The organism is Pseudomonas sp. NFACC16-2 (assembly GCF_900119205.1).
Lineage (GTDB): Bacteria > Pseudomonadota > Gammaproteobacteria > Pseudomonadales > Pseudomonadaceae > Aquipseudomonas > Aquipseudomonas fluorescens_Q.
The window spans coordinates 172301-193217 of sequence record NZ_FPIX01000005.1 but is presented as its reverse complement, the minus strand read 5'-3'; the positions used below and the strand labels follow the sequence as shown (position 1 = coordinate 193217).

General features: G+C 60.8%; 23 protein-coding genes. All 23 read right to left on the bottom strand.

Annotation, left to right across the window (positions count from 1 at the left end):
- Positions 1-173: 173 nt before the first annotated feature.
- The 23 genes from flhB to fliS all read right to left on the bottom strand — a co-directional run bounded on the left by flhB (position 174) and on the right by fliS (position 20834).
- On the bottom strand, positions 174-1310 hold the full coding sequence (gene flhB, locus BT116_RS07200) for a flagellar biosynthesis protein FlhB (protein ID WP_072341639.1): 1137 nt from the start codon (positions 1308-1310) through the stop codon (positions 174-176).
- Positions 1311-1313: 3 nt separating this feature from the next.
- Positions 1314-2090, bottom strand: a complete 777-nt coding sequence (gene fliR / locus BT116_RS07195) for a flagellar biosynthetic protein FliR (RefSeq protein WP_170845951.1) — start codon at positions 2088-2090, stop codon at positions 1314-1316.
- 10 nt (positions 2091-2100) lie between these two features.
- Positions 2101-2370, bottom strand: a complete 270-nt coding sequence (gene fliQ, locus BT116_RS07190; RefSeq protein WP_003184009.1) for a flagellar biosynthesis protein FliQ — start codon at positions 2368-2370, stop codon at positions 2101-2103.
- 23 nt (positions 2371-2393) lie between these two features.
- On the bottom strand, positions 2394-3143 hold the full coding sequence (fliP, locus tag BT116_RS07185) for a flagellar type III secretion system pore protein FliP (RefSeq protein WP_072341633.1): 750 nt from the start codon (positions 3141-3143) through the stop codon (positions 2394-2396).
- The gene (gene fliO / locus BT116_RS07180; RefSeq protein WP_072341704.1) at positions 3143-3553 is read right to left on the bottom strand and encodes a flagellar biosynthetic protein FliO; all 411 of its coding nucleotides are present in this window, start codon (positions 3551-3553) and stop codon (positions 3143-3145) included. Before fliO ends, fliP begins: the two co-directional genes overlap by 1 nt.
- Positions 3554-3580: 27 nt before the next feature.
- A complete protein-coding gene (gene fliN, locus BT116_RS07175; RefSeq protein WP_072341630.1) occupies positions 3581-4039 on the bottom strand; it encodes a flagellar motor switch protein FliN in 459 nt (152 codons plus the stop codon).
- Between the two features lie 72 nt (positions 4040-4111).
- The gene (fliM, locus tag BT116_RS07170; protein ID WP_003184019.1) at positions 4112-5080 is read right to left on the bottom strand and encodes a flagellar motor switch protein FliM; all 969 of its coding nucleotides are present in this window, start codon (positions 5078-5080) and stop codon (positions 4112-4114) included.
- A gap of 9 nt (positions 5081-5089) precedes the next feature.
- Positions 5090-5593 (bottom strand): flagellar basal body-associated protein FliL, encoded by a 504-nt coding sequence (gene fliL, locus BT116_RS07165; protein ID WP_072341628.1) that lies wholly within the window; start codon positions 5591-5593, stop codon positions 5090-5092.
- Positions 5594-5822: 229 nt separating this feature from the next.
- A complete protein-coding gene (locus BT116_RS07160) occupies positions 5823-7199 on the bottom strand; it encodes a flagellar hook-length control protein FliK (protein WP_072341622.1) in 1377 nt (458 codons plus the stop codon).
- Between the two features lie 88 nt (positions 7200-7287).
- Positions 7288-7632, bottom strand: coding sequence for an Hpt domain-containing protein (locus BT116_RS07155; protein WP_063322400.1), 345 nt, complete (start codon positions 7630-7632; stop codon positions 7288-7290).
- Between the two features lie 31 nt (positions 7633-7663).
- Positions 7664-9370, bottom strand: a complete 1707-nt coding sequence (locus BT116_RS07150) for an ATP-binding SpoIIE family protein phosphatase (protein ID WP_072341619.1) — start codon at positions 9368-9370, stop codon at positions 7664-7666.
- A 5-nt stretch (positions 9371-9375) separates the two neighbouring features.
- The gene (locus BT116_RS07145) at positions 9376-9681 is read right to left on the bottom strand and encodes an STAS domain-containing protein (RefSeq protein WP_053182985.1); all 306 of its coding nucleotides are present in this window, start codon (positions 9679-9681) and stop codon (positions 9376-9378) included.
- Positions 9682-9783: 102 nt separating this feature from the next.
- Complete coding sequence (gene fliJ, locus BT116_RS07140) at positions 9784-10233, bottom strand: flagellar export protein FliJ (RefSeq protein ID WP_072341617.1); 450 nt, start codon at positions 10231-10233, stop codon at positions 9784-9786.
- Between the two features lie 6 nt (positions 10234-10239).
- On the bottom strand, positions 10240-11598 hold the full coding sequence (gene fliI, locus BT116_RS07135; RefSeq protein ID WP_072341614.1) for a flagellar protein export ATPase FliI: 1359 nt from the start codon (positions 11596-11598) through the stop codon (positions 10240-10242).
- Positions 11588-12433 (bottom strand): flagellar assembly protein FliH, encoded by an 846-nt coding sequence (gene fliH / locus BT116_RS07130; protein ID WP_072341611.1) that lies wholly within the window; start codon positions 12431-12433, stop codon positions 11588-11590. The genes fliI and fliH overlap by 11 nt, the downstream gene beginning before the upstream one ends.
- 7 nt (positions 12434-12440) lie before the next feature.
- A complete protein-coding gene (gene fliG / locus BT116_RS07125) occupies positions 12441-13460 on the bottom strand; it encodes a flagellar motor switch protein FliG (RefSeq protein ID WP_003199086.1) in 1020 nt (339 codons plus the stop codon).
- Positions 13453-15237, bottom strand: a complete 1785-nt coding sequence (fliF, locus tag BT116_RS07120; RefSeq protein WP_072341608.1) for a flagellar basal-body MS-ring/collar protein FliF — start codon at positions 15235-15237, stop codon at positions 13453-13455. The genes fliG and fliF overlap by 8 nt, the downstream gene beginning before the upstream one ends.
- 15 nt (positions 15238-15252) lie before the next feature.
- On the bottom strand, positions 15253-15579 hold the full coding sequence (gene fliE, locus BT116_RS07115) for a flagellar hook-basal body complex protein FliE (RefSeq protein WP_003199082.1): 327 nt from the start codon (positions 15577-15579) through the stop codon (positions 15253-15255).
- Between the two features lie 188 nt (positions 15580-15767).
- The gene (fleR, locus tag BT116_RS07110; protein ID WP_072341605.1) at positions 15768-17162 is read right to left on the bottom strand and encodes a sigma-54-dependent response regulator transcription factor FleR; all 1395 of its coding nucleotides are present in this window, start codon (positions 17160-17162) and stop codon (positions 15768-15770) included.
- Between the two features lie 5 nt (positions 17163-17167).
- On the bottom strand, positions 17168-18376 hold the full coding sequence (locus tag BT116_RS07105) for a sensor histidine kinase (RefSeq protein WP_072341602.1): 1209 nt from the start codon (positions 18374-18376) through the stop codon (positions 17168-17170).
- Between the two features lie 110 nt (positions 18377-18486).
- Positions 18487-19962 carry a sigma-54 dependent transcriptional regulator gene (locus BT116_RS07100; protein ID WP_003199076.1) on the bottom strand — a complete coding sequence of 492 codons (1476 nt, stop codon included), beginning with the start codon at positions 19960-19962 and terminating at the stop codon, positions 18487-18489.
- 168 nt (positions 19963-20130) lie between these two features.
- Positions 20131-20427, bottom strand: a complete 297-nt coding sequence (locus tag BT116_RS07095; protein ID WP_072341599.1) for a flagellar protein FliT — start codon at positions 20425-20427, stop codon at positions 20131-20133.
- Positions 20428-20438: 11 nt separating this feature from the next.
- Positions 20439-20834, bottom strand: coding sequence for a flagellar export chaperone FliS (gene fliS / locus BT116_RS07090; protein WP_072341596.1), 396 nt, complete (start codon positions 20832-20834; stop codon positions 20439-20441).
- Positions 20835-20917: the final 83 nt, after the last annotated feature.

Here is a 20917-nt window from a genome sequence, read left to right as displayed (position 1 = left end):
GGGCTGCGAAGCGGCCCCTGAATCTGGGATATTCAGGTATGCCTGGGGAATTGAGTGGGTCTGGTTTGGGGCCGCTTCGCAGCCCAGCGGGGATAAATCCCCTCGCCACAGGGCCGCCGTGTCCCCGCTCCAAACAGTTCTGCACCTGGTTCAACGCCTGCCGATAGCCAGACTCAGGAATCACGTCGCAAATCCGGCGGAATCGGCAAATCCTTGAGTGGCTCTGGACGCTTGCCCTTGCCGGCGCGGTGTTGGCGGATCTGGTAGACGTAGGCCAGCACCTGGGCCACGGCCAGGTACAGGCCACCAGGGATTTCCTGGTCGAGTTCAGTGGAGTAGTAAATCGATCGCGCCAGGGCCGGGGATTCTAGCAGCATCACTTCATTGGCCACGGCGATTTCACGGATTTTCAGCGCCAGGAAGTCACTGCCCTTGGCCAGCAACACCGGAGCGTTGCCTTTCTCGGGGTCGTACTTGAGCGCCACGGCATAGTGGGTCGGGTTGGTGATGACCACATCGGCGTCTGGAATCGCCGCCATCATCCGCCGCTGGGACACCTCGCGCTGCAACTGGCGAATCCGCTGCTTGACTTCCGGCTTGCCCTCCGAGTCCTTGTGCTCGTCGCGCACTTCCTGCTTGGTCATCATCAGCTTCTGTTTGCTCTGATACAGCTGGATCGGCACGTCGATGGCGGCGATCAGGATCAGGCCGCAGGCTATCCACAATGTGCTCCAACCCACCAACTGCACACTGTGGATGATGGCCTGCTCCAGCGGTTCGTGAGCGATGCGCAACAGATCGTCGATGTCGGACTGCAACACCGTCAGCGCGACAAACAGAACCAGCAGGAATTTCCCGAAAGCCTTGAGCAGTTCCATGAGCGCCGAGGTCGAAAACATGCGTTTAAGACCAGCGGCGGGGTTCATCCGACTGAATTTGGGGGCCAGGCTACCGGCGGCGAACAACCAGCCGCCCAGGGAAATCGGGCCGATAACAGCGGCCAGCAACAGGAAGATCAGAACCGGCTGCATCGCCAGAATCGCGATTTTGCCTGAGTGCAGCAGATACTGGGCCATGGACCCCGGCGTGAGCAGCACCTCACGGGGCAGCGAGAAATTCAGCCGCATGATTTCCAGCAGGTCCAGGGCCAACCCGCCACCATAAATCAACAACCCACCCACCCCGGCCAGCATCACCGCCAGGGTATTGAGTTCCTTGGAACGTGCGATCTCGCCCTTTTCCCGGGATTCGCGCTGGCGCTTTTCCGTGGGGTCTTCTGTCTTGTCCTGGCCACTCTCGCTCTCGGCCATGGTTCAGCGTGCCTGTGCCATGTCGCGTAGCAGTTGCAAGGCCTGGATGGCCAGCGGCTGATACTGGTTGAGGATATCCCCCAGGCTAATCCAGAAAATCACCATGCCCAGCGTGAGGATCAGCGGGAAACCGATGGAGAAAATGTTCAACTGCGGCGCCGCCCGGGTCATCACGCCAAAGGCAATGTTGACCACCAGCAGCGCAGTGATCGCAGGCAACACCAGCACCATCGCCGAACCCAGGACCCAGCCGAGTTTGCCGGCGATTTCCCAGAAATGATTGACCAGCAACGCGCTGCCCACCGGCAAGGTGGTAAAACTCTCGGTCAATACCTCGAACACCACCAGATGCCCGTTCATGGCAAGAAACAACAGGGTTACCAGCATCGTCAGGAACTGACCGATTACCGCCGTCGTCACGCCATTGGTGGGGTCGACCATGGACGCGAAGGCCATACCCATCTGGATAGAAATGATCTGCCCCGCTACCACGAACGCCTGGAAAAACAACTGCAACGAAAAGCCCATCAAGGCGCCGATGAGGATCTGCTCGGCGATCAGCATCAGGCCGCTGAGGTCCAGGGCATTGACCGGCGGCATCGGTGGCAACCCGGGCACAATGACCACCGTGATCGCCAAGGCGAAATACAGCCGCACGCGGGTCGGCACCAAGGTTGTACCGAACACCGGCATGCTCATGAGCACCGCGGCGACGCGAAACAGCGGCAGGATGAACGACGCCACCCACGTACTGATCTGGGTGTCCGTCAGCGCGAGCATCGACATGAGGTCATCCGATCAACTGCGGAATACTGCCGTACAACTGCAGGATGTATTCCATGAAGGTCTGCACCAGCCAGGGCCCGGCGACGATCAGCGTCACCAGCATCACCAGCAGGCGCGGCAGGAAGCTCAAGGTCTGCTCGTTGATCTGGGTCGCGGCCTGGAACATCGCCACCAGCAACCCCACCAGCAGGCTGGGGATCACCAGGATGGCAACCATCATGGTGGTCAGCCAGAGCGCTTCACGGAACAGGTCTACCGCTACTTCAGGCGTCATATCGCCCTCCCCGCACAAAAGGCCTAAACACCACCGAAACTGCCCGCCAGGGTACCGATGATCAGCGCCCAGCCATCGACCAGCACAAACAGCATGATCTTGAACGGCAGGGAAATGATCAGTGGAGAGAGCATCATCATGCCCATGGCCATCAGGATACTGGCGACCACCAGGTCAATGATCAGGAACGGGATGAAAATCATGAAGCCGATCTGGAACGCGGTCTTGAGTTCGGACGTCACGAACGCTGGCACCAGGATGGTCAGCGGCGCCTGGTCGGCACTGGGAATGTCGGTACGCTTGGACAGGCGCATGAACAGCTCCAGGTCGCTGCTGCGAGTCTGGGCCAGCATGAAATCCTTGATCGGCACTTCAGCCTTGGCCACGGCATCCTGGGCAGTTATTTTTTCTGCCAGGTAAGGTTGCAACGCATCCTGGTTCACCCGGTCGAACACCGGCGCCATGATGAACATGGTCAGGAACAGCGCCATACCGGTGAGGATCTGGTTCGAGGGGGTCTGTTGCAGGCCCAGGGCCTGGCGCAGGATCGAAAAGACAATGATGATCCGGGTGAAACTGGTCATCAGCATGACGAACGCCGGGATGAAACTCAGCGCGGTCATGATCAGCAGGATCTGCAGGCTGACCGAGTATTCCTGGGCCCCTTCGGCGTTGGTTCCGAGGGTGATCGCCGGGATCGACAGCGGATCGGCGGCGAACACCAACGGTGCGGCCAGCATCAAGGCCAATGCCAACAGAATGCGCAACGGCATTACTTTTTATCCTTCTGGTCTTTACCCAACAGTTCCATGAGACGCTGGGCAAATTCGGGGCTGGCCTGCTCGGCGGAGGGCACCTGCACCGGCTCCTTGAGGACGTGCAAGGCGGTGATGGTGCCCGGGCTCAAGCCGAGCAGGATCTGCTCGTTACCGACCTGCACCAGCACCAGCCGGTCGCGCGGTCCGAGCGCGCGGGAACCGACGATGTCGATGACCTGCCCCTTGCCAGCCGGCCCCGCCTGCTGCACACGCCGCAACAACCAGGCGAGAAAGAAGATCAAGCCCAGCACCAGCAGCAAGCCAAGCACCAACTGCGCCAATTGCCCGGCGACGCCACTACCTGCTACCGGCGCAGCGGCGGCCGTGGCAACCGGTTCGGCCGCCAGCACACTCAATGGCAGCATCGCGGCTGCAGCGAAGAAACCTTTCACTCAGCGCAACTTCTTGATGCGTTCGCTCGGGCTGATCACGTCCGTCAGGCGAATGCCGAACTTCTCGTTGACCACTACCACTTCGCCATGGGCGATCAAGGTGCCGTTGACCAGTACGTCGAGCGGCTCGCCGGCCAGGCGGTCCAGTTCGATCACCGAGCCCTGGTTGAGCTGCAGCAGGTTGCGGATGTTGATGTCGGTGCTGCCCACTTCCATGGAGATCGACACCGGGATATCGAGGATCACATCCAGGTTCGGGCCATCCAGCGTGACCGGCTCGTTGCTCTTGGGCACGCTGCCGAACTCTTCCATCGGCAGGCGGTTGGACCCATGGTTACCACTATCGGCGGCCAGCAAGGCGTCGATGTCGGCTTGCCCGGCATCGCCGGTTTCTTCCAGGGCCGCGGCCCATTCGTCGGCCAGCGCCTGGTCATCCTGGGTATTCATATCGTCAGCCATCATGTGTCCTCGGCGGGCAAAAATTCAGTTAGAAGCAAAAAACCGTTACAAACTTAAGGCGTTCGACACCGCTCAACGGCGTTCGATCGGCTCGATCACCTGCAACGCCAGGTTGCCTTTGTGAGAGCCCATCTTGACCTTGAAGGCCGGCACGCCATTGGCGCGCATGATCATGTCCTCCGGCATCTCGACGGGGATGATGTCCCCCGGCTGCATATGCAGGATGTCCCGCAGACGCAGCTGCCGGCGAGCGACCGTCGCACCGATCGGCACGTCGACATCCAGCACGTCCTGGCGCAAGGCATTGATCCAGCGCTCGTCCTGATCGTCGAGGTCCGACTGGAAACCGGCGTCGAGCATTTCACGCACCGGCTCGATCATCGAGTACGGCATGGTCACGTGCAGATCGCCGCCACCGCCATCGAGTTCGATGTGGAAGGTCGAGACCACAATGGCCTCGCTCGGGCCGACAATGTTGGCCATGGCCGGGTTCACTTCCGAGTTGATGTACTCGAAGTTCACTTCCATGATCGCCTGCCAGGCTTCCTTCAAGTCGACGAAGGCCTGCTCCAGCACCATGCGCACCACCCGCAACTCGGTCGGGGTAAATTCCCGACCTTCGATCTTGGCGTGACGGCCGTCACCACCGAAGAAGTTGTCCACCAGCTTGAACACCAACTTGGCGTCAAGGATGAACAACGCGGTGCCGCGCAGCGGCTTGATCTTCACCAGGTTGAGGCTGGTGGGCACGTACAGCGAGTGCACGTACTCGCCGAACTTCATCACCTGCACGCCACCGACGGCCACATCGGCCGAACGGCGCAGCATGTTGAACATGCTGATGCGGGTGTAGCGGGCGAAACGCTCGTTGATCATTTCCAGGGTCGGCATGCGTCCGCGAACGATGCGATCCTGGCTGGTCAGGTCGTAGCTTTTGACGCTGCCCGGTTCAGCAGCGTTTTCGGTCTGTACCAGACCGTCGTCGACACCATGCAACAGCGCATCGATTTCGTCCTGGGACAGCAGGTCCTGCACGGCCATGTCGTGTTCCTACTGCAATACGAAGTTAGTGAAGAGCAACTGTTCGATCACCACTTTGCCAAGCTCTTTCTGAGCGACTTCCTGCACGCTGGCCGTGGCTTTCTGACGCAACATTTCCTGGCCGACCGGAGTGGCCAGGGTGTCGAAATTCTGTCCGGAAAACAGCATCACCAGATTATTGCGGATCAGGGGCATATGCACCCGCAGCGCCTCCAGGTCAGCCTGGTTGCGACCTTGCAGAGTAATGCTGACCTGCATGTAGCGTTGACGACCGTTCACGGTGTAGTTGGCCACGAAAGCGGGCGCCATCGGTTCGAAAATCGCCGGCTGCTTGCCCACTGGCGCAGCTTCGACCGCGACTGCCGGCTTGCTTTGAGCGCTGTGCATGAAATACCAGGTCGCGCCCACAGATACACCGATCGCCAGGAGCAACCCCACCACGATCATGATGATCAGCTTGAGTTTGCCTTTGGTTGCAGGGTCTTTTACAGCTGCTGCTTCACTCTTCGCCATGCCAATAATCCGTCACTAATCGGGGTTTTCACTGTTGCACGGCAAGGCTGGAGCAAGTGTTATGCCAGAAGTGACAAGAGAGAAGATGGCGGGCCGGATGCAATCTTTGATCGCCCTGAAACCAATGTGGGAGCGAGCGTGCTCGCGATAGCGAAGGATCAGTTACGCGCAAGGTGACTGACAAGCCGCTATCGCGAGCACGCTCGCTCCCACTGAGGGGGGTGTGACATCAGGCGTAGTAGTCGACCGCACTGGTGCCAATGACGCTGGTGGTACTGGCCGCCACTTCCGCAACGCTGGCCGGCAGGTGTTCATCCGCTGAGTCCACTCGCCCACCGGACGACGTCGTGCGCCCGGCCTGGGCTTGCTGCTGGGCCTGCTGCCCCTGGTTCTGCGAGCCTCGGGATTGATCGGACACGCTGACATCGACCTGGCCCATGCCCTGCTGGGCGAAACTGTCCCGCAGGCGATGCATCTGACCCTCGAGAGCTTCGCGAACGCCGGAATGGGCGCTCATGAACGTGACCTGGGTCTGCTGGTCCGGAACCATGTTCACCCGGATATCCAGGCGTCCGAGTTCGGCGGGTTGCAACTGGATGTCGGCCGCCTTGAGATTGACGCTGGACAGGTACATCACCCGGTTGACCACCTCTTCGGTCCAACCGCTCTGATTCATCGCGATAGGTTGATTGACCGGCACCGCGTTGGCGGTCTTGGGCGTAGCAGCCTGGGTCAGGGCGGCCAGGCGGTTGGCGAAATCGTCCACGCGAGTATCACTGGAAGCGGCGCTCAGGTCCTTGAGGCCCTCGTTGATCAAGCCGCCGAATGCCTTGTCACCGCCCTGCTGGCTACCGGACTCGGTACTGTTCTGGTCGGCCTGCACGGTGAGCATGCTCGCCATGCCTGCGGCGAAGGTCTGCGCCGAAGTCGGCTCACCGTCGAGCGTCGCCGGGGCAGCAGTCTTGGATTGCGCCTGGCTGGAGGCGGAAACATGACCGCCCTGCTCCATCGCCAATCGCAAGGCGGGCAATGCGTCGAGCGGGTCGGCTTCAGGGTCAAAGGTTGGGTCGACCTCCGGGACCACCGCAGCCTGGGCTGGCGCGACCAGCGGGGCAAGCGGTGCCGCGGCTGTGGTGACCTGAACCTCGGTCGTGGCCACAGGCGCAGGTTCCGGTGCGATTGTCGCCACCGGCACCGTCACGTCGGGCAGCAATCCTGGATCAAGGCTCGGATCGACGGGTGCTGTAGCATCCGCCACTGGCGTTTCAGCCAAGTCGGCGTTGTCGTCACTGGCGGTCTCGTCGTCGGCGCTAACCGGTTTGTCCGCGGGCAAGGGTTTGCCGCTATCGGCAACCGTCGGTTCCGAGGTGGCAGGGGTTTGGTTGCCGGTGTCTTTTTTGACGGTGTTACTGGAAGCGTTGTCGCGCGCCGATTTCACTGGTGGCTCAGGGGCCGCCGCAGCCTTGTCAGGCGCCTGCTTGGCGAAGACTTGAGCGAAGCTGGAGGCTCTATCCCCGAGATCCGGGGCCGCTGCCGGTGAATTGACGGCGGCCTTGGGCTTGGCCTGGACAGAGGCCTGAAGCAGTGTATTGGGGGTAACGGGCATAAAAAGGTCTCCGCTGCACTGGAATCATAGGTACAGTCGAGACTAGGCAATGCAAGGCACGGGCCAACGTCTGCCTGACCGTCAAATCTCAGCAGTGAAAGCCTTCGCGCTCTTCCCTGCAAAGCTTGCGAACATAAGCAAATTCGCTGTCGATTTCGTTGACCAGTTTCTCGATACCGCCCAATGACGGCTGCTTGGCACGTTGTTCCAGTTCGCCACACAGCTCGGCCAGGCGGATAGCGCCCATGTTGCTGCTGCTGCCCTTGAAGCTGTGGGCCGTGGCGCTCAGTTTTTCAGCGTCCCGTGCCTCATGCAGCACACGCAAGCGAGCCTCCGAGTCATTGAGAAATGTATCCAGCAACTCCAGATACCCCTCCTCCATGACTTCCTTCAGCGTGCTGAGGACGTCGCGGTCCAGATGAATCTCGTTCACTTGTTCGCTCCCTGATCAAGAATGGCGCCGATTATGCCGGAGCCTCCCAGAAAAACTCCACGCGCGCACTACGACCATCGTCTGACCAACTGGCTTGGTGGCTCAACTGGCGTACCAGGCTCACGCCGCGCCCCGACAACCGATCAGTGTCCACAGGACGCGCCAGCACCCTTGCGACGTCAAAACCCTCGCCACTGTCCTCGACCTCTATGGCCAGGCGACCACCCTCGCCGCTTGGCGAGACATGCAAGTGCACCCGCACATAGCCGTCGCTCAGTTCATCCAGGCGCGTATTGCGCTCTCTGTAGTAGCGGGCAAAACCCACTGCGTCACGCTTGAGGCTGGAGTCGAGCCCCAGCACCCCATGATCCAGGGCATTGGAATACAGCTCCGACATGACGCTGTAAAGGGCGCCACTTTGCACCCTGAGCCCATGGACCTCAAGTAACAACTGCAGCAAATAGGGCATCGGATTGAAGCGTTTGAGCGTCTGTGCCCGGAATTCGAAGCTCACCGACCAATCCAGCGGGCTGGACTGGCCGCTATCGGAATAGACCGGTGGCGGCGGATTGAGTTGCGTCGGGGCGACCAGTCGCAACTCGACCATGCTGAAGTCATCCCGCGACTCACCGCGAAAATCTCGCAAGGCCTGCTGGATGTCTTCAAACAGCAGGTCGGGTTCACGGTTGGCGGCAAATACCTGTTGCAGCCGTTCAACGCCAAACAGTTGCTCGTCTTCGTCAGTGGTATCGATCACGCCATCGGACAACAGGAACACCCGGTCACCCAGCGACATGGTATGCACTTCGGTGCGGTCATCGAATAATTGAGGGGTGAGCACGCCCAATGGCAGGTGACGCGCCGGCAATGGCGTACGCACGCCGCTGAGGCTGTCATGCAGGTATCCATCGGGCATGCCGCCGTTCCAGATCTCTACCGTGCAACGCTGGAAGCTCAGGCATAACAACGTCGCGCAACAGAACATGTCCACGGGCAGGATGCGTTTGAGCTTGGCATTCATCTCTCGCAGGATCTGCGCCAGGCCATAGCCTTTGGCGGTCATCCCGTAGAACACTTCCGCCAGCGGCATCGCGCCGACCGCCGCCGGCAAACCGTGGCCGGTGAAATCCCCCAGCAGGACGTGCATGTCGCCGGCCGGATTGAACGCTGCCAACAGCAAGTCACCGTTGAACAAGGCATAAGGCGATTGCAAGTAACGGATGTTCGGCGCGCTCAGGCAGCCGGAGTGGGCGATCTTGTCGAACACGGCCTTGGCGACCCGTTGCTCGTTGAGCAAGTAGTCATGATGCCGGGCAATCTGGTCGCGCTGCTCCACCACCGTGGCCTGCAACCGACGCAAACGGTCCATGGCCTTGATCTTGGCCGCCAGGATCACTTGGTTATAGGGTTTGGCCAGGAAGTCGTCGCCGCCCGCCTCCAGGCAACGGGCCAGGGCTTCGCTCTCGGTCAACGAGGTGAGGAAAATGATCGGGACCAACTGGTCCCCGGCCAACTGCTTGATTTTCTGCGCGGCTTCGAAGCCGTCCATTACCGGCATCATTGCGTCCATCAACACCAGGTGCGGACGCTTTTCCAGATAGACCTCGACCGCTTCGGCGCCATCGGCCGCAGTGAGCACATGATGCCCCTGGCGGCGGACGATGGTCGACAACAGCAGTCGATCAGCGGCACTGTCTTCGGCAATCAGGACCGTCAGTGGCTCCGACGACGATTGCATGGCGATCAACTGATGTCGAACAGCTTGTCAAAATTGGAGATCGCAAGGATTTTCTTGACGTCGCTGCTGCTGTTGACGACCCGGATGTCCGACTCGTCGCCACCGGCATGATCACGTAACAGCAAGAGCATGCCCAAGGCGGAACTGTCGAGATAGGTGGCTTTCTTCAAATCCACCACAATGGACTCGGGCTTGTTATTGAGTCTCTCGTAAGACTCGCGAAACTCTTGGTGCCGTCCGAAATCGAATCGACCTTCGATCGAAATCGTCAATTTCTTCCCATCTTGGGATACTTCTGTAACGACTGACATGTTCAGCTTCCCTGTCATGGACATACGTGTACAAGGTGTAGCATCAGGTAGAGGTCTGAGCAAGGTTTGGCCTCGATCATCCGACAAAATCCTGGTTTCCCATCAATAGGGATTCTGACGCGGCAGGCGCTGGGACAACTCATCCAGCAGTTTCTGTTCGCGCTTGTCTTCCAATTGCCGCGCCTCATCAATATAGCGCTGCACCAGTTTACGCAACCCTTCGACCCGGGCAAACGCCTCTTGCCAGCTCTGACGGGCCTTCACCAGGTTGTTCTGGTGCCAGACCAGGCTTTGACGCTGCTGGTCGATAGCGGTACCCAACTGCGCGAGGAATCCTTGGTAACCCAACAACCACTGCCCGGAAACCCCATGGGCGCCACGGGCGATCCACTGTTCCTGGTATTCGAGTCGAAAGTTTTCGAGGTCAGCCAGCTTGCTTTCGGCGACTTTGACCTGGCCCTGGAAATAGGCCAGTCGCTGGACGGCGGTCTTCTCGGCCTTTTCGGCCATGTCCACCACTGGCGCCAGGCGTGCCGCACGACTCGTGGCCATGGCCGGTTACGTGCCTGAGACCGGGGCGAAAATAGTCTGCAAGTGCGCTTCGCTGGCGCCCATGCCGATGTTGTCGTTCAGGCTCTGGCGCAGATAAACGGCCATGGACGGGTAAAGACTGATGGCGGTGTCGGTCTCGCGATCACCGCCGGGGACATAGGCGCCGACGCTGATCAGGTCGCGGCTTTGCTGGTAGCGCGACCAGTACTGCTTGAACTGCTGGGCCCGCTTCAGGTGTTCGGCACTGATCACCGACGGCATGACCCGGCTGATGGACGCCTCGATGTCGATGGCCGGGTAATGCCCTTCTTCGGCCAGGCGTCTGGACAGCACGATGTGCCCGTCGAGTACGCCCCGGGCCGAGTCGGCGATGGGGTCCTGCTGGTCGTCGCCTTCGGACAGCACGGTATAGAACGCGGTGATGGAACCGCCGCCCTTTTCCGCATTGCCGGCGCGCTCCACCAGTTTCGGCAGCTTGGCGAATACCGAAGGCGGATAACCCTTGGTGGCCGGCGGCTCGCCGATGGCCAAGGCGATTTCCCGCTGGGCCTGGGCAAAACGGGTCAGCGAATCCATCAGCAACAGGACGTTCTTGCCCTTGTCGCGGAAGTACTCGGCAATGCGCGTGCAGTACATGGCTGCCCGCAGGCGCATCAAAGGCGCATCGTCCGCTGGCGAAGCCACCACCACCGAACGCTTGAGCCCTTCCTCGCCAAGAATGTGCTCGATGAATTCCTTCACCTCACGACCCCGCTCGCCGATCAGTCCCACCACGATGATGTCGGCCTCCGTGAAGCGGGTCATCATGCCCAGCAGCACACTCTTGCCCACCCCGGTACCGGCAAACAGGCCCAGGCGCTGGCCGCGTCCGACCGTCAATAAACCGTTGATGCAGCGGATACCCACGTCCAGCGGTACGCTGATGGGGTCGCGCTTGAGGGGGTTGATCGTCGGGCCGTCCATCGGCACCCAATCTTCGGCCTTCATGCCGCCCTTGCCATCCAGGGCGCGCCCGGCCCCGTCCAGCACACGCCCGAGCATGCTCATGCCCATGGGCAGGCGACCGTTATCGGCCAGGGGCACCACGCGCGCACCCGGGGCGATGCCAGCAACGCTGCCCACTGGCATCAAGAAGACCTTGCTGCCGGAAAATCCCATGACCTCGGCTTCGACCTGCACCGGGTGGTAGCTGTCGTCGTTGATCACCATGCAACGGCTGCCCATGGCGGCACGCAGGCCCTCGGCTTCGAGGGTCAGGCCGACCATGCGCAGCAGGCGACCTTCCAGGATCGGTTGGCCGGCCAGCTCGCTGGCCTCGGCGTAGCTGCCCAGGCGCTTGCCGAAGCTGGTTCGCTCAAGGCGCATCGCGGCTGTCCAGTGCAGAAGCGTCCAATTCAGGTACATCCAAGCCAGCATCGGCCGGCGCGGCATCAGCGCTGATCAGGGGTTCGTCCGGCAACTCCAGGCTCAGGTCGGGAGCGGCTGGATGCAGGGCCTGCTCGTGCAACTGGTCGAACAATTTGGCCATGATCTGGCTGATGCGGGTTTCAACGGTTGCGTCGATGCGGCTGTGTTCGGTTTCCACACGGCAACCGCCGGGCAGCAGCGAAGCGTCCTCGACGATGCGCCAGGTTTCTTCATGGCGTTCGCGCAGGGCCTTGACCAGCTCGAAGTCCTGGGGATTGATGTACAGCCGCACGTTGCCCACGCCCAATGGCAACAACTTGAGCGCTTCGCGCATGACATGTTCGATCTGGGTCGAATCGATGGCCAGTTCACGCTGGATGACTTGCCGGGCAATGTGTTGCACCAGCCCGACCAGGGATTTCTCGATCTGGGTGTCCTGTTCGGCGATGGGGTCGAACAGGTTGAGCATCAGCGATTCCAGCGCACGGAGCTTGGCCGTCAGCGCCACGTCGGCTTCCTGGCGGACCTTGAGCGTGGTGCTGTGGAAGCCTTCCTTTTCACCCACGGCAAAGCCTTCGTTGTAGGCCTCCTGGCGAATGCTCTCGACTTCCTCGAGGGTCAGTGGCTGGACTTCTTCCAGCGGCACTTCCTCCGGTTCCGGCAGCTCTTCCACCGGTTCCGGCTCAGGCTCGGGAACATGGGGGTCGAAGCTGGGCAGCGACCAGACGTCGAAACCACCGACGTCACGGGCGCGGATCAGGTCGCTGGGTGCTTCATCACTCTTGGCAGGCATAACGACCTTAGATCATCTCTTCGCCGCCCTTGCCACCGAGAACGATCTCCCCGGCTTCGGCCATGCGGCGGGCGATGGTGAGGATTTCCTTCTGTGCGGTTTCCACGTCGCTGACGCGTACCGGGCCCTTGGCCTCGAGATCGTCGCGCAACAGTTCGGCCGCCCGTTTGGACATGTTCTTGAAGATCTTTTCCTTGACGCCTTCGTCCGACCCCTTGAGGGCCAGTACCAGCACGTCGGACGACACTTCGCGCAACAGCGCCTGGATGCCACGATCGTCGACATCGGACAGGTTGTTGAACACGAACATGAGGTCTTCGATCTGACCGGACAGGTCTTCGTCGAACTCGCGGATCGAGTCCATCAACTGACCTTCGATCGAACTGTCGAGGAAGTTCATGATGTCCGCCGCGCGCTTGATGCCGCCCAGGGTGGTGCGCGAGGCATTGGAGTTGCCCGAGAACTGCTTCTCGAGAATCTGGTTCAATTCTTTCAGGGCCGCCGGCTGCACGGTGTTGAGCGAAGACACCCGCAGGATGATGTCCAGGCGCACCTTGTGGTCGAAGTTGCCCAGCACTTCACCGGCCTGGTCCGGGTCGAGGTAAGCCACCACGATCGCCTGGATCTGCGGGTGCTCGTAACGGATCACGTCGGCAACCGCCCGCGGCTCCATCCACTTGAGGCTGTCCAGGCCGCTGGTGTTGCCGCCCAGCAGGATCCGGTCGATCAGGCCGTTGGCCTTGTCCTCGCCCAGTGCCTGGGTGAGCATCTTGCGCACATAGTCGTCGGAACCGACGCCCAGGCTGGTCTGATCGCCGACGATGTCGACGAATTCACTCATCACTTGCTCGACCTGCTCACGGTGTACGTTGCCCATTTGTGCCATGGCCACGCCCACCCGCTGGACCTCCTTGGGGCCCATGTGACGCAGCACCTGGGCAGCGTCGGTCGAACCCAGGGACAGCAGCAGGATCGCGGCTTTGTCGACCCGGGACAATTTGGCAACAGCGGCTCGATTATCACTCATCTGCGTTAATCCACTCTTTCACGACCTGGGCCACACGACCCGGATCTTCTGCCACCAGACTCTTGATAGCGTTCAACTGAGCGTCATAACCTTCGCTCGGACTTGGCAGCAGAATGCTCTGCGGCCCGCCGAGGCTGACGCGATCGTTGGCCAATTCGCCATCCAGGCCGCCCATGCCTCCCAGCTCTACATCACCCAGGCCTGCCAACTGCTTGTTCTTGCCGCCGTTGGTGATGTTGTTCAGTACCGGACGCAGTACACCGAATACCAGGATCAGGATGAACAGCACGCCCAGTACTTGCTTGACCACATCCCAGAACCAGGGTTGCGAATAAAAGGGAATATCGGCGATCACTTCGCCGCGCTCGGAGGAGAACGGCACGTTGATCACGCTGACGCTGTCGCCACGGCTGGCGTCGAAACCGACGGCGTCCTGCACCAGGCGAGTGAAGCGCGCCAATTCGTCGGCGCTCCATGGCGCACGCGTGGTTTCGCCATTGGCCGGGTTGACCTTGACCTGATCGTCCACCACCACCGCGACCGACAGGCGAGTCAGACGACCCTGCTGCTGCTTGGTGTGGCTGATGGAACGATCGAGCTCGAAGTTCTTGGTCGACTGCTGACGCTTGTCCGCCGGGTACGGCGCCAGCATCGGCTGGCCGGTGGCCGGATCCATGATCTGCTGGCCGTTGGCATCCACCAGCGGCTGGCCTGGCTGCACCATGCTGGCCGATCCCGCGGCACCACCGGTGGTTTGCGGCGCGCTGGCCGGCGACGGCGGCTGGTTGCTCAATGCACCGGGGACACCTTGCGGGCCATTGCTCGCGGTGCGCTGCTCATTGACCGATTGCTCACTGCGCAAGGCCGGCTGATCAGGGTTGAACTGCTCGGAAGTCGATTCGACCGCACTGAAGTCCACATCGGCCGAAACTTCAGCCTTATAGCGGTCATTACCCAAGACCGGTTGGAGGATGTTGTGCACCCGCTGGGTCAGCATGCCTTCCATGCGACGGCTGTAATCGAATTGCTTGCCGGCCATGGTCAGTTCGGAGTTTTCCGCCTGATCGGACAGCAGCGTGCCTTTCTGATCGACCACGGTGATCTGCGACTTGCTCAGCTCAGGTACGCTGGTCGCCACGAGGTTGACGATGGCCATGACCTGGCCCGGCTCCAGGGAGCGGCCCGGATACAGCTCGACCAATACCGATGCGCTGGGCTTGCGCTCATCGCGCACGAACACCGAGCTTTTCGGAATCGCCAGGTGCACACGGGCGCCCTTGACGTTGTTCAGGCTGGAAATGGTCCGCGCCAGCTCACCTTCCAGGCCGCGACGATAACGGGTCGCTTCCATGAACTGACTGGTGCCCAGGCCCTGATCCTTGTCCAGGATCTCGAAACCGATGTTGCCATCGGTAGGCGTCACGCCAGCGGCGGCGAGCTTGAGGCGCGCACGGGCAACGTCATCAGCCTTGACCAGCAACGCGCCGGAATTGGGTTCGACGGTGTAAGGAATGTCGGCGGAAGCCAGGGTTTCCATGACTTGCTTGGCGTCCATGCCCGCCAGGCTGCCATACAGCGGCCGGTAGTCCGGCTGCTGGGACCACAGCACCACGGCAAAACCAATCGCCACGCTGGCAGCCAGGCCGACCAACAGGCCCACCTGACGCAGCATGGTCATCTCGGAGAGATTTTCCAGGAAGGACAGACCGAACAGCGGCGGTTTGCCGTCTACCGGAGTGGCCTTGGCCGGAACGTTATCAACGGCTGCTTCTGCCATGACTCAATAATTTCCTTAAACCGGCATCTGCATGATGTCTTGGTAGGCTTGAACCAGTTTGTTACGAACCTGGGTCAACGCCTGAAACGAGACACTGGCTTTCTGCGAGGAGATCATTACGTCCGTCAGGTCGACGCCACTTTTGCCAATCTCGAAAGCACTGGCCAACTGGTTCGATGCCTGCTGGGTATCGTTCACTTTATTGACGGCCTGACCGAGCATGTCGGAAAAGCTGCTGCCACCCACCTGGGGGACCGCGACCGATTTAGGCTGGGCCATGGCGTCCATTTGCATGGCCCGCATGTCCAGCATCAACCGATTAAATTCAATACCTTGGCTCATGGTCTACTCTCTCTGGCGGCCCGCATTTTTTTGACACTTGCTCAGCGGATATTCAGGTATTAGCAACAAGGGTGCCAGCTCCATGGCCGAAAGAAACAAATGCGCGCGCGGGCATCCGACCCATGCGGTATCGCGAGTAATCAATGAGCGCTTCGCACTCTGGCGGGAGCACGCCCGCTTGCCACGATTCAACTGGCGAAGAGGTAGGCCTCGACGTCCATGCCGGCGTCACGCATCTGCGCCAACTTGTAGCGCAGGGTACGCGGACTGATCCCCAGGCGCTCGGCGGCTTCCTTGCGACGACCACGCTCGGCACGCAGGGTGTCGATGATCATCTGGAATTCACGGCGACGCAGGTCGTCTCCCAAGGCGCCAGCCGACTCACCGTCCACCTCCATCGGGGGGACGAGTGTCGGCGCCGACGGAGGCGACAATGCGGGCAACGGCGCACAGGCCACCGGCCCGGTCAGGCAGAAATCTTCCGGCTGGATCAAACCGCCCTGCTGCAGGATCAGGGCCCGCTGGATGGCGTTATCCAGTTCTCGCACGTTGCCGGGCCAGGGGTAGGCAATCAGGAACGCCTGGGCCTGGGGCGACAGCCGGGCCGCCGCATGCTTCATTTTGTTGACGTGCTTGGCCAGCAAGCGCTCGGCCAGCGGGAGAATATCGGCCGTGCGCTCGCGCAAGGGACGCCAGGCCAGCGGGAATACCGACAAGCGATAGTAAAGGTCTTCACGGAAACGCCCCGCCGCCACTTCGCCGGCCAGGTCGCGGTTGGTGGTCGCCACCACGCGGATGTCCAGACTGATGGGCTTGCGTGCGCCGACTCGCTCCACTTCCCGCTCTTGCAGCACCCGCAACAACTTGGCCTGCAGGCCCATGGGCATTTCGGAAATTTCATCGAGCAGGATCGTGCCACCGTCAGCCTGTTCGAACTTGCCAGCCTGGGCTGCAATGGCGCCAGTGAACGAACCCTTCTCGTGACCGAACAGCGTGGCCTCGAGCATATTGTCGGGAATCGCCGCACAGTTGATGGCAATGAACGGTTCGTTGGCGCGGCGCGATTGCTGGTGGATGTAGCGCGCCAGCACCTCTTTGCCGGTGCCGGACTCGCCGGAAATCAATACGGTCGAATCGCTGCGAGCGACCCGTGCCGCCAACTCCAGCAATTGCGCACTGGCCGGTTCGAGCGCCACCGGCCCCTCGCCTTCGATGACGGGACTGCCCAGGGCATGACGAGCCACCAGGTCCAGCAAGGCCTTGGGTTCGAACGGCTTGACCAGATAGTCCGCAGCGCCCTGGCGCATGGCATCCACCGCGCGCTCGACGGCACCGTGGGCGGTCATCAGCAATACCGGCAGCTGCGGCTGGCGGGCACGCAACAGGCCAAGCAATTGATGGCCGTCCATGCCGGGCATGTTGACGTCACTGACCACCAGGCTGAACGCTTCCCGCCCCACCGCCAACAACGCCTCTTCCGCCGAACCGACGGAGGCGTAATCGTGCCCGGCGAGCACCAGCGTGTCGGCCAGCGCCTCGCGCAGGGCCCGATCATCCTCAACCAGCAACACCTTGATCGCCATTGCTTTCACTCCACCCCTGGCGCATTGGAAAACAGCGGCAAGCACACCGTCGCACAGGTGCCACGGCCCAGCCGCGAGCGCAGTTGCAATTCTCCCTGATGGGCACGGGCCACGGCCTTGACCACGGTCAGGCCCAGGCCGGTGCCAGTGGTCTTGGTGGTGAAGAATGGCTCGCCCAGGCGCGCCAGCACGGCCGGCTCGATACCGCTGCCGTTGTCGCTGACAGACAGGCGCAAGGTGTTGTCCCGTGTGTACAAGTGCACTTTCAGCCGGACGTCGCCACCGCTGGCCTGGATCGCATTTTCGATGAGGTTCAACACCGCGCCCACCAACGTGTCGCGGTTACACAACACTTCGCCGACGTGACTGTCGCACTGCCAGCGGATCGACAGCTCCTGTACATGGGTCAACGCCGCGGCCTGCAGTGATTGCAGCAAGGCCTTGGGAGTGACACGGTCAGTCAACGGCAGCTCGCCGCGAGCGAATACCAGCATGTCCCGCACCTGGTGCTCCAGTTCGTGCAGGCGCTCTTTCAAGCGTCCAGCGAAGCGTTGCTGGGTTTCCATCGGCAATTGCTGTTCAGTCAGATGACTGGCATAGAGCAGCGCGGCAGAAAGCGGCGTACGAATCTGATGGGCCAGCGACGCTACCATCCGCCCCAGGGAAGACAAGCGCTCGTGGCGAGCCAACTGGTCTTGCAGGTGACGGGTTTCAGTCAAGTCATTGAGTAGCACCAATTGCCCGGGTTCGGCATCCAGCGAGCGCGTCGAGATGGACAGGCGCCGACCGTCCTTGAGGGACACTTCATGGCCATCGTCGTCCCGGGGCGCAAAGCAGCGGGCGATGACATGCCGCCACAGCTCGCCCTCCAAGGGCAGGCCGAGCAACTCGCAGGCCGCCGGGTTGGCTTCGCGCACACGGCCGTGGGCGTCGATGACGATCACGCCACCGGGCAACAAGTCGAGGAGATTTTGCAGACGATTGGCCAAGCGCTCCTTTTCCGCCAGTTCCTGCATGCGCTGGGCGCTGACCACGGCCAGCTCACCCTTGAGCTCGGTGACCCGGGCTTCCAGCAGGCTGTAGGAATCCGTCAGTTGGCTGGACATCTGGTTGAACAGCAAAAATGCCTGCTCAAGTCCAAGCCGGCTTGCCTGCTCGGCGGAGGGCATGTGTCCCGGCTCGGGGACAGGAGACATCTGGGCGACTTGGGTCATCGTGCTCTCTCGCTTGGCTGACCGTCAGTTAAACGGAACGTTGCGAGGGCTATAGCAATACCCGTGCCGAAAAAAAACCGCCTGAAAATCAGGCGGTTGGAAAACAGGCGTCAATCATCCGCCTGTTCATCTCCTTCGCGACGGCTCATGCCGTACTTGCGCATCTTCTCCACCAGGGTGGTGCGACGGATGCGCAGGCGTTCTGCGGCGCGGGCCACGATGCCGTTGGCATCGTCCAGCGCCTGCTGGATCAGCCCTTGTTCCAGGCCTCCCAGGTAATCCTTGAGATCCAGGCCTTCGGGTGGCAACAAGGCATTGGCGGTGAAATCCGGCGTGTGACCGTTGATGGCCACCCGCTCCTCCAGGTCGCTGCGCAAGCTGTCGACCATTTGCTCGTCTTCGTCGTCGACGTAGCGGAATTTCTTCGGCAGTTCGTTCACGCCGATCACCCCATACGGGTGCATGATCGCCATGCGCTCCACCAAGTTGGCCAGCTCACGGACGTTGCCCGGCCAGCCATGGCGACACAGGGACATGATCGCCGCCGAGTTGAAGCGGATCGAACCACGTTTTTCGTGCTCCATGCGCGAGATCAGTTCGTTCATCAGCAACGGGATGTCTTCGACCCGCTCACGCAGCGGCGCCATTTCGATCGGGAAAACGTTGAGACGGTAATAAAGGTCTTCGCGGAAACTGCCGACCTCGATCATGCTCTCGAGGTTCTTGTGCGTAGCGGCAATGATGCGCACATCGACGCTCTGGGTCTTGTTGCTGCCCACGCGCTCGAAGGTGCGCTCCTGCAGGACCCGCAGCAGCTTGACCTGCATTGGCAGCGGCATGTCGCCGATTTCATCGAGAAACAGCGTGCCGCCATTGGCCAGTTCGAAACGCCCGGCGCGGCTGGTGATCGCGCCGGTAAAGGCGCCCTTCTCATGACCAAACAGTTCGCTTTCCAGCAACTCGGCCGGGATCGCGCCACAGTTGACTGGCACGAACGGCGCTTCGCGGCGCTTGGAGTGGTAATGCAGGTTGCGCGCGACCACTTCCTTGCCGGTGCCCGACTCGCCCAGGATCAGCACGCTGGCGTCGGTATCGGCGACCTGCTGCATCATCTGGCGCACGTGCTGGATCGCCCGGCTGGTGCCGACGAGGCTGCGGAACAGGTTGGGTTCGCGATGCCTGCCGCGCTCGCGAGCCTGGTCGTACATCTCGCGATAAACCTGCGCGCGATGCAGAGAATCCAGCAGCTTGCTGTAGCTGGGCGGCATTTCGAGCGTGGAAAGTACCCGGCGGCGCTGGTCTTCAGGCAAGTCAAGGGAAGAATTTTCGCCCATTAACAAAACCGGAAGGAACTCATCCCAGGTTGAGAGTGTCTTTAGCAAGCCCAAAAGCGTTGCGGGAGCATTTACGGTCCCGATAAGGACACAGATGACTTCACGACTGGACGACAATGAGCCGACAGCCTGCTGCCAGTCATGGCTTCCGCAGGGTAAATTTTCTTCACCAAGAAAATTCAGGATCACCGCCAAGTCGCGGCGGCGGACGCTATCGTCATCGATCAGGAGAATTTTGGTTTCACGCCACATGCAATAGCAACTTCCCTAGTCAACCCAATGCCCGAAATTAGGGGCAAGCTAGACGCTTGCAGACTTGTCATGCCTGTAGACGCCTTAAATCTGTAAACAGCTACTAGTTAAGTCAAAAAACCGTGCACAGTCAAATTTATGGCGCAACGGGCTCGGATTAACTGAGCATTAACCGAACAGATGGTAAACCTTTGCCGCGTTCTGTGCTTGATGGATCTGTTGCATCTCGTCGACGATCGCCTGACGCTCTCCCGTCGCCGCCTCCAGCAATTGCCGATAGACCCCTAGCAATTCCTCAAGATTGATCCGCAACGCCGCCTCGTCCACCTGAGGCTCACCCAGGACGTCTTCCATGCAGGAACGGCAAGCCAGGTCCAATTGACCGATGGCTTCCCAGTTGCGCTCAGCCAAGGCATCGACCAGGGCATCACGGGTATGTTCGATTCGCTGCAGGACAAGACTCATGAGAGCACTCCTTAGAATTGCGGACCAGGCGCGGCAATGGCATCCCAGCCTTCCTTGACCGTGCGAAGCAGATCGGCGACTTCGTCGAGGAACTTCACATCGGCCTTGACGTTGGCTTCGGCCAGACGTTTCATCATGTAGGTGTAGAGCGCATCCAGTTCGGCCACTGACTCGGCCTGGTTTTCCAGGTCCAGACCTTCACGCAAACCGCCGACGATGCCGATGGCCTTGCTGATCAACACGCCTCTGCTGGCGATATCGTTGCGCTCCATCGCACCCTTGGCCTGGGCGATACGATCCAGGCCACCTTCCATGAGCATCTGTACCAGACGATGGGGGCTTGCTTCGGAGGTTTGCGCCTGGGCGCCAATCTTCTGGTATTGGCGAAGGGCTAACATCGGATTCATGTTCTACCTCATCTGAAAACTTCGGTTCGTATAAACAGCGTATCGACGCTGCGTCAAAAAACTTTAGGTTGAAAAGCGGAAAG

Excerpts from the sequence above, each read along its gene's own strand:
- fliR (WP_170845951.1), bottom strand. The coding sequence starts at position 2,090 with ATGCTCGCGCTGACGGACACCCAGATCAGTACGTGGGTGGCGTCGTTC.
- BT116_RS07150 (WP_072341619.1), bottom strand. The coding sequence starts at position 9,370 with ATGCAATCGTCGTCGGAGCCACTGACGGTCCTGATTGCCGAAGACAGT.
- fliP (WP_072341633.1), bottom strand. The coding sequence starts at position 3,143 with ATGCCGTTGCGCATTCTGTTGGCATTGGCCTTGATGCTGGCCGCACCG.
- fliJ (WP_072341617.1), bottom strand. The coding sequence starts at position 10,233 with ATGGCCACGAGTCGTGCGGCACGCCTGGCGCCAGTGGTGGACATGGCC.
- fliF (WP_072341608.1), bottom strand. The coding sequence starts at position 15,237 with ATGGCAGAAGCAGCCGTTGATAACGTTCCGGCCAAGGCCACTCCGGTA.
- BT116_RS07100 (WP_003199076.1), bottom strand. The coding sequence starts at position 19,962 with ATGTGGCGTGAAACCAAAATTCTCCTGATCGATGACGATAGCGTCCGC.
- fliO (WP_072341704.1), bottom strand. The coding sequence starts at position 3,553 with ATGCTGCCATTGAGTGTGCTGGCGGCCGAACCGGTTGCCACGGCCGCC.
- fliN (WP_072341630.1), bottom strand. The coding sequence starts at position 4,039 with ATGGCTGACGATATGAATACCCAGGATGACCAGGCGCTGGCCGACGAA.
- flhB (WP_072341639.1), bottom strand. The coding sequence starts at position 1,310 with ATGGCCGAGAGCGAGAGTGGCCAGGACAAGACAGAAGACCCCACGGAA.
- fliS (WP_072341596.1), bottom strand. The coding sequence starts at position 20,834 with ATGAATCCGATGTTAGCCCTTCGCCAATACCAGAAGATTGGCGCCCAG.
- BT116_RS07105 (WP_072341602.1), bottom strand. The coding sequence starts at position 18,376 with ATGACCCAAGTCGCCCAGATGTCTCCTGTCCCCGAGCCGGGACACATG.
- fliL (WP_072341628.1), bottom strand. The coding sequence starts at position 5,593 with ATGGCGAAGAGTGAAGCAGCAGCTGTAAAAGACCCTGCAACCAAAGGC.
- fliQ (WP_003184009.1), bottom strand. The coding sequence starts at position 2,370 with ATGACGCCTGAAGTAGCGGTAGACCTGTTCCGTGAAGCGCTCTGGCTG.
- fliI (WP_072341614.1), bottom strand. The coding sequence starts at position 11,598 with ATGCGCCTTGAGCGAACCAGCTTCGGCAAGCGCCTGGGCAGCTACGCC.
- BT116_RS07095 (WP_072341599.1), bottom strand. The coding sequence starts at position 20,427 with ATGAGTCTTGTCCTGCAGCGAATCGAACATACCCGTGATGCCCTGGTC.
- fliG (WP_003199086.1), bottom strand. The coding sequence starts at position 13,460 with ATGAGTGATAATCGAGCCGCTGTTGCCAAATTGTCCCGGGTCGACAAA.
- fleR (WP_072341605.1), bottom strand. The coding sequence starts at position 17,162 with ATGGCGATCAAGGTGTTGCTGGTTGAGGATGATCGGGCCCTGCGCGAG.
- fliH (WP_072341611.1), bottom strand. The coding sequence starts at position 12,433 with ATGCCTGCCAAGAGTGATGAAGCACCCAGCGACCTGATCCGCGCCCGT.
- BT116_RS07145 (WP_053182985.1), bottom strand. The coding sequence starts at position 9,681 with ATGTCAGTCGTTACAGAAGTATCCCAAGATGGGAAGAAATTGACGATT.
- fliE (WP_003199082.1), bottom strand. The coding sequence starts at position 15,579 with ATGAGCCAAGGTATTGAATTTAATCGGTTGATGCTGGACATGCGGGCC.
- fliM (WP_003184019.1), bottom strand. The coding sequence starts at position 5,080 with ATGGCCGTGCAGGACCTGCTGTCCCAGGACGAAATCGATGCGCTGTTG.
- BT116_RS07160 (WP_072341622.1), bottom strand. The coding sequence starts at position 7,199 with ATGCCCGTTACCCCCAATACACTGCTTCAGGCCTCTGTCCAGGCCAAG.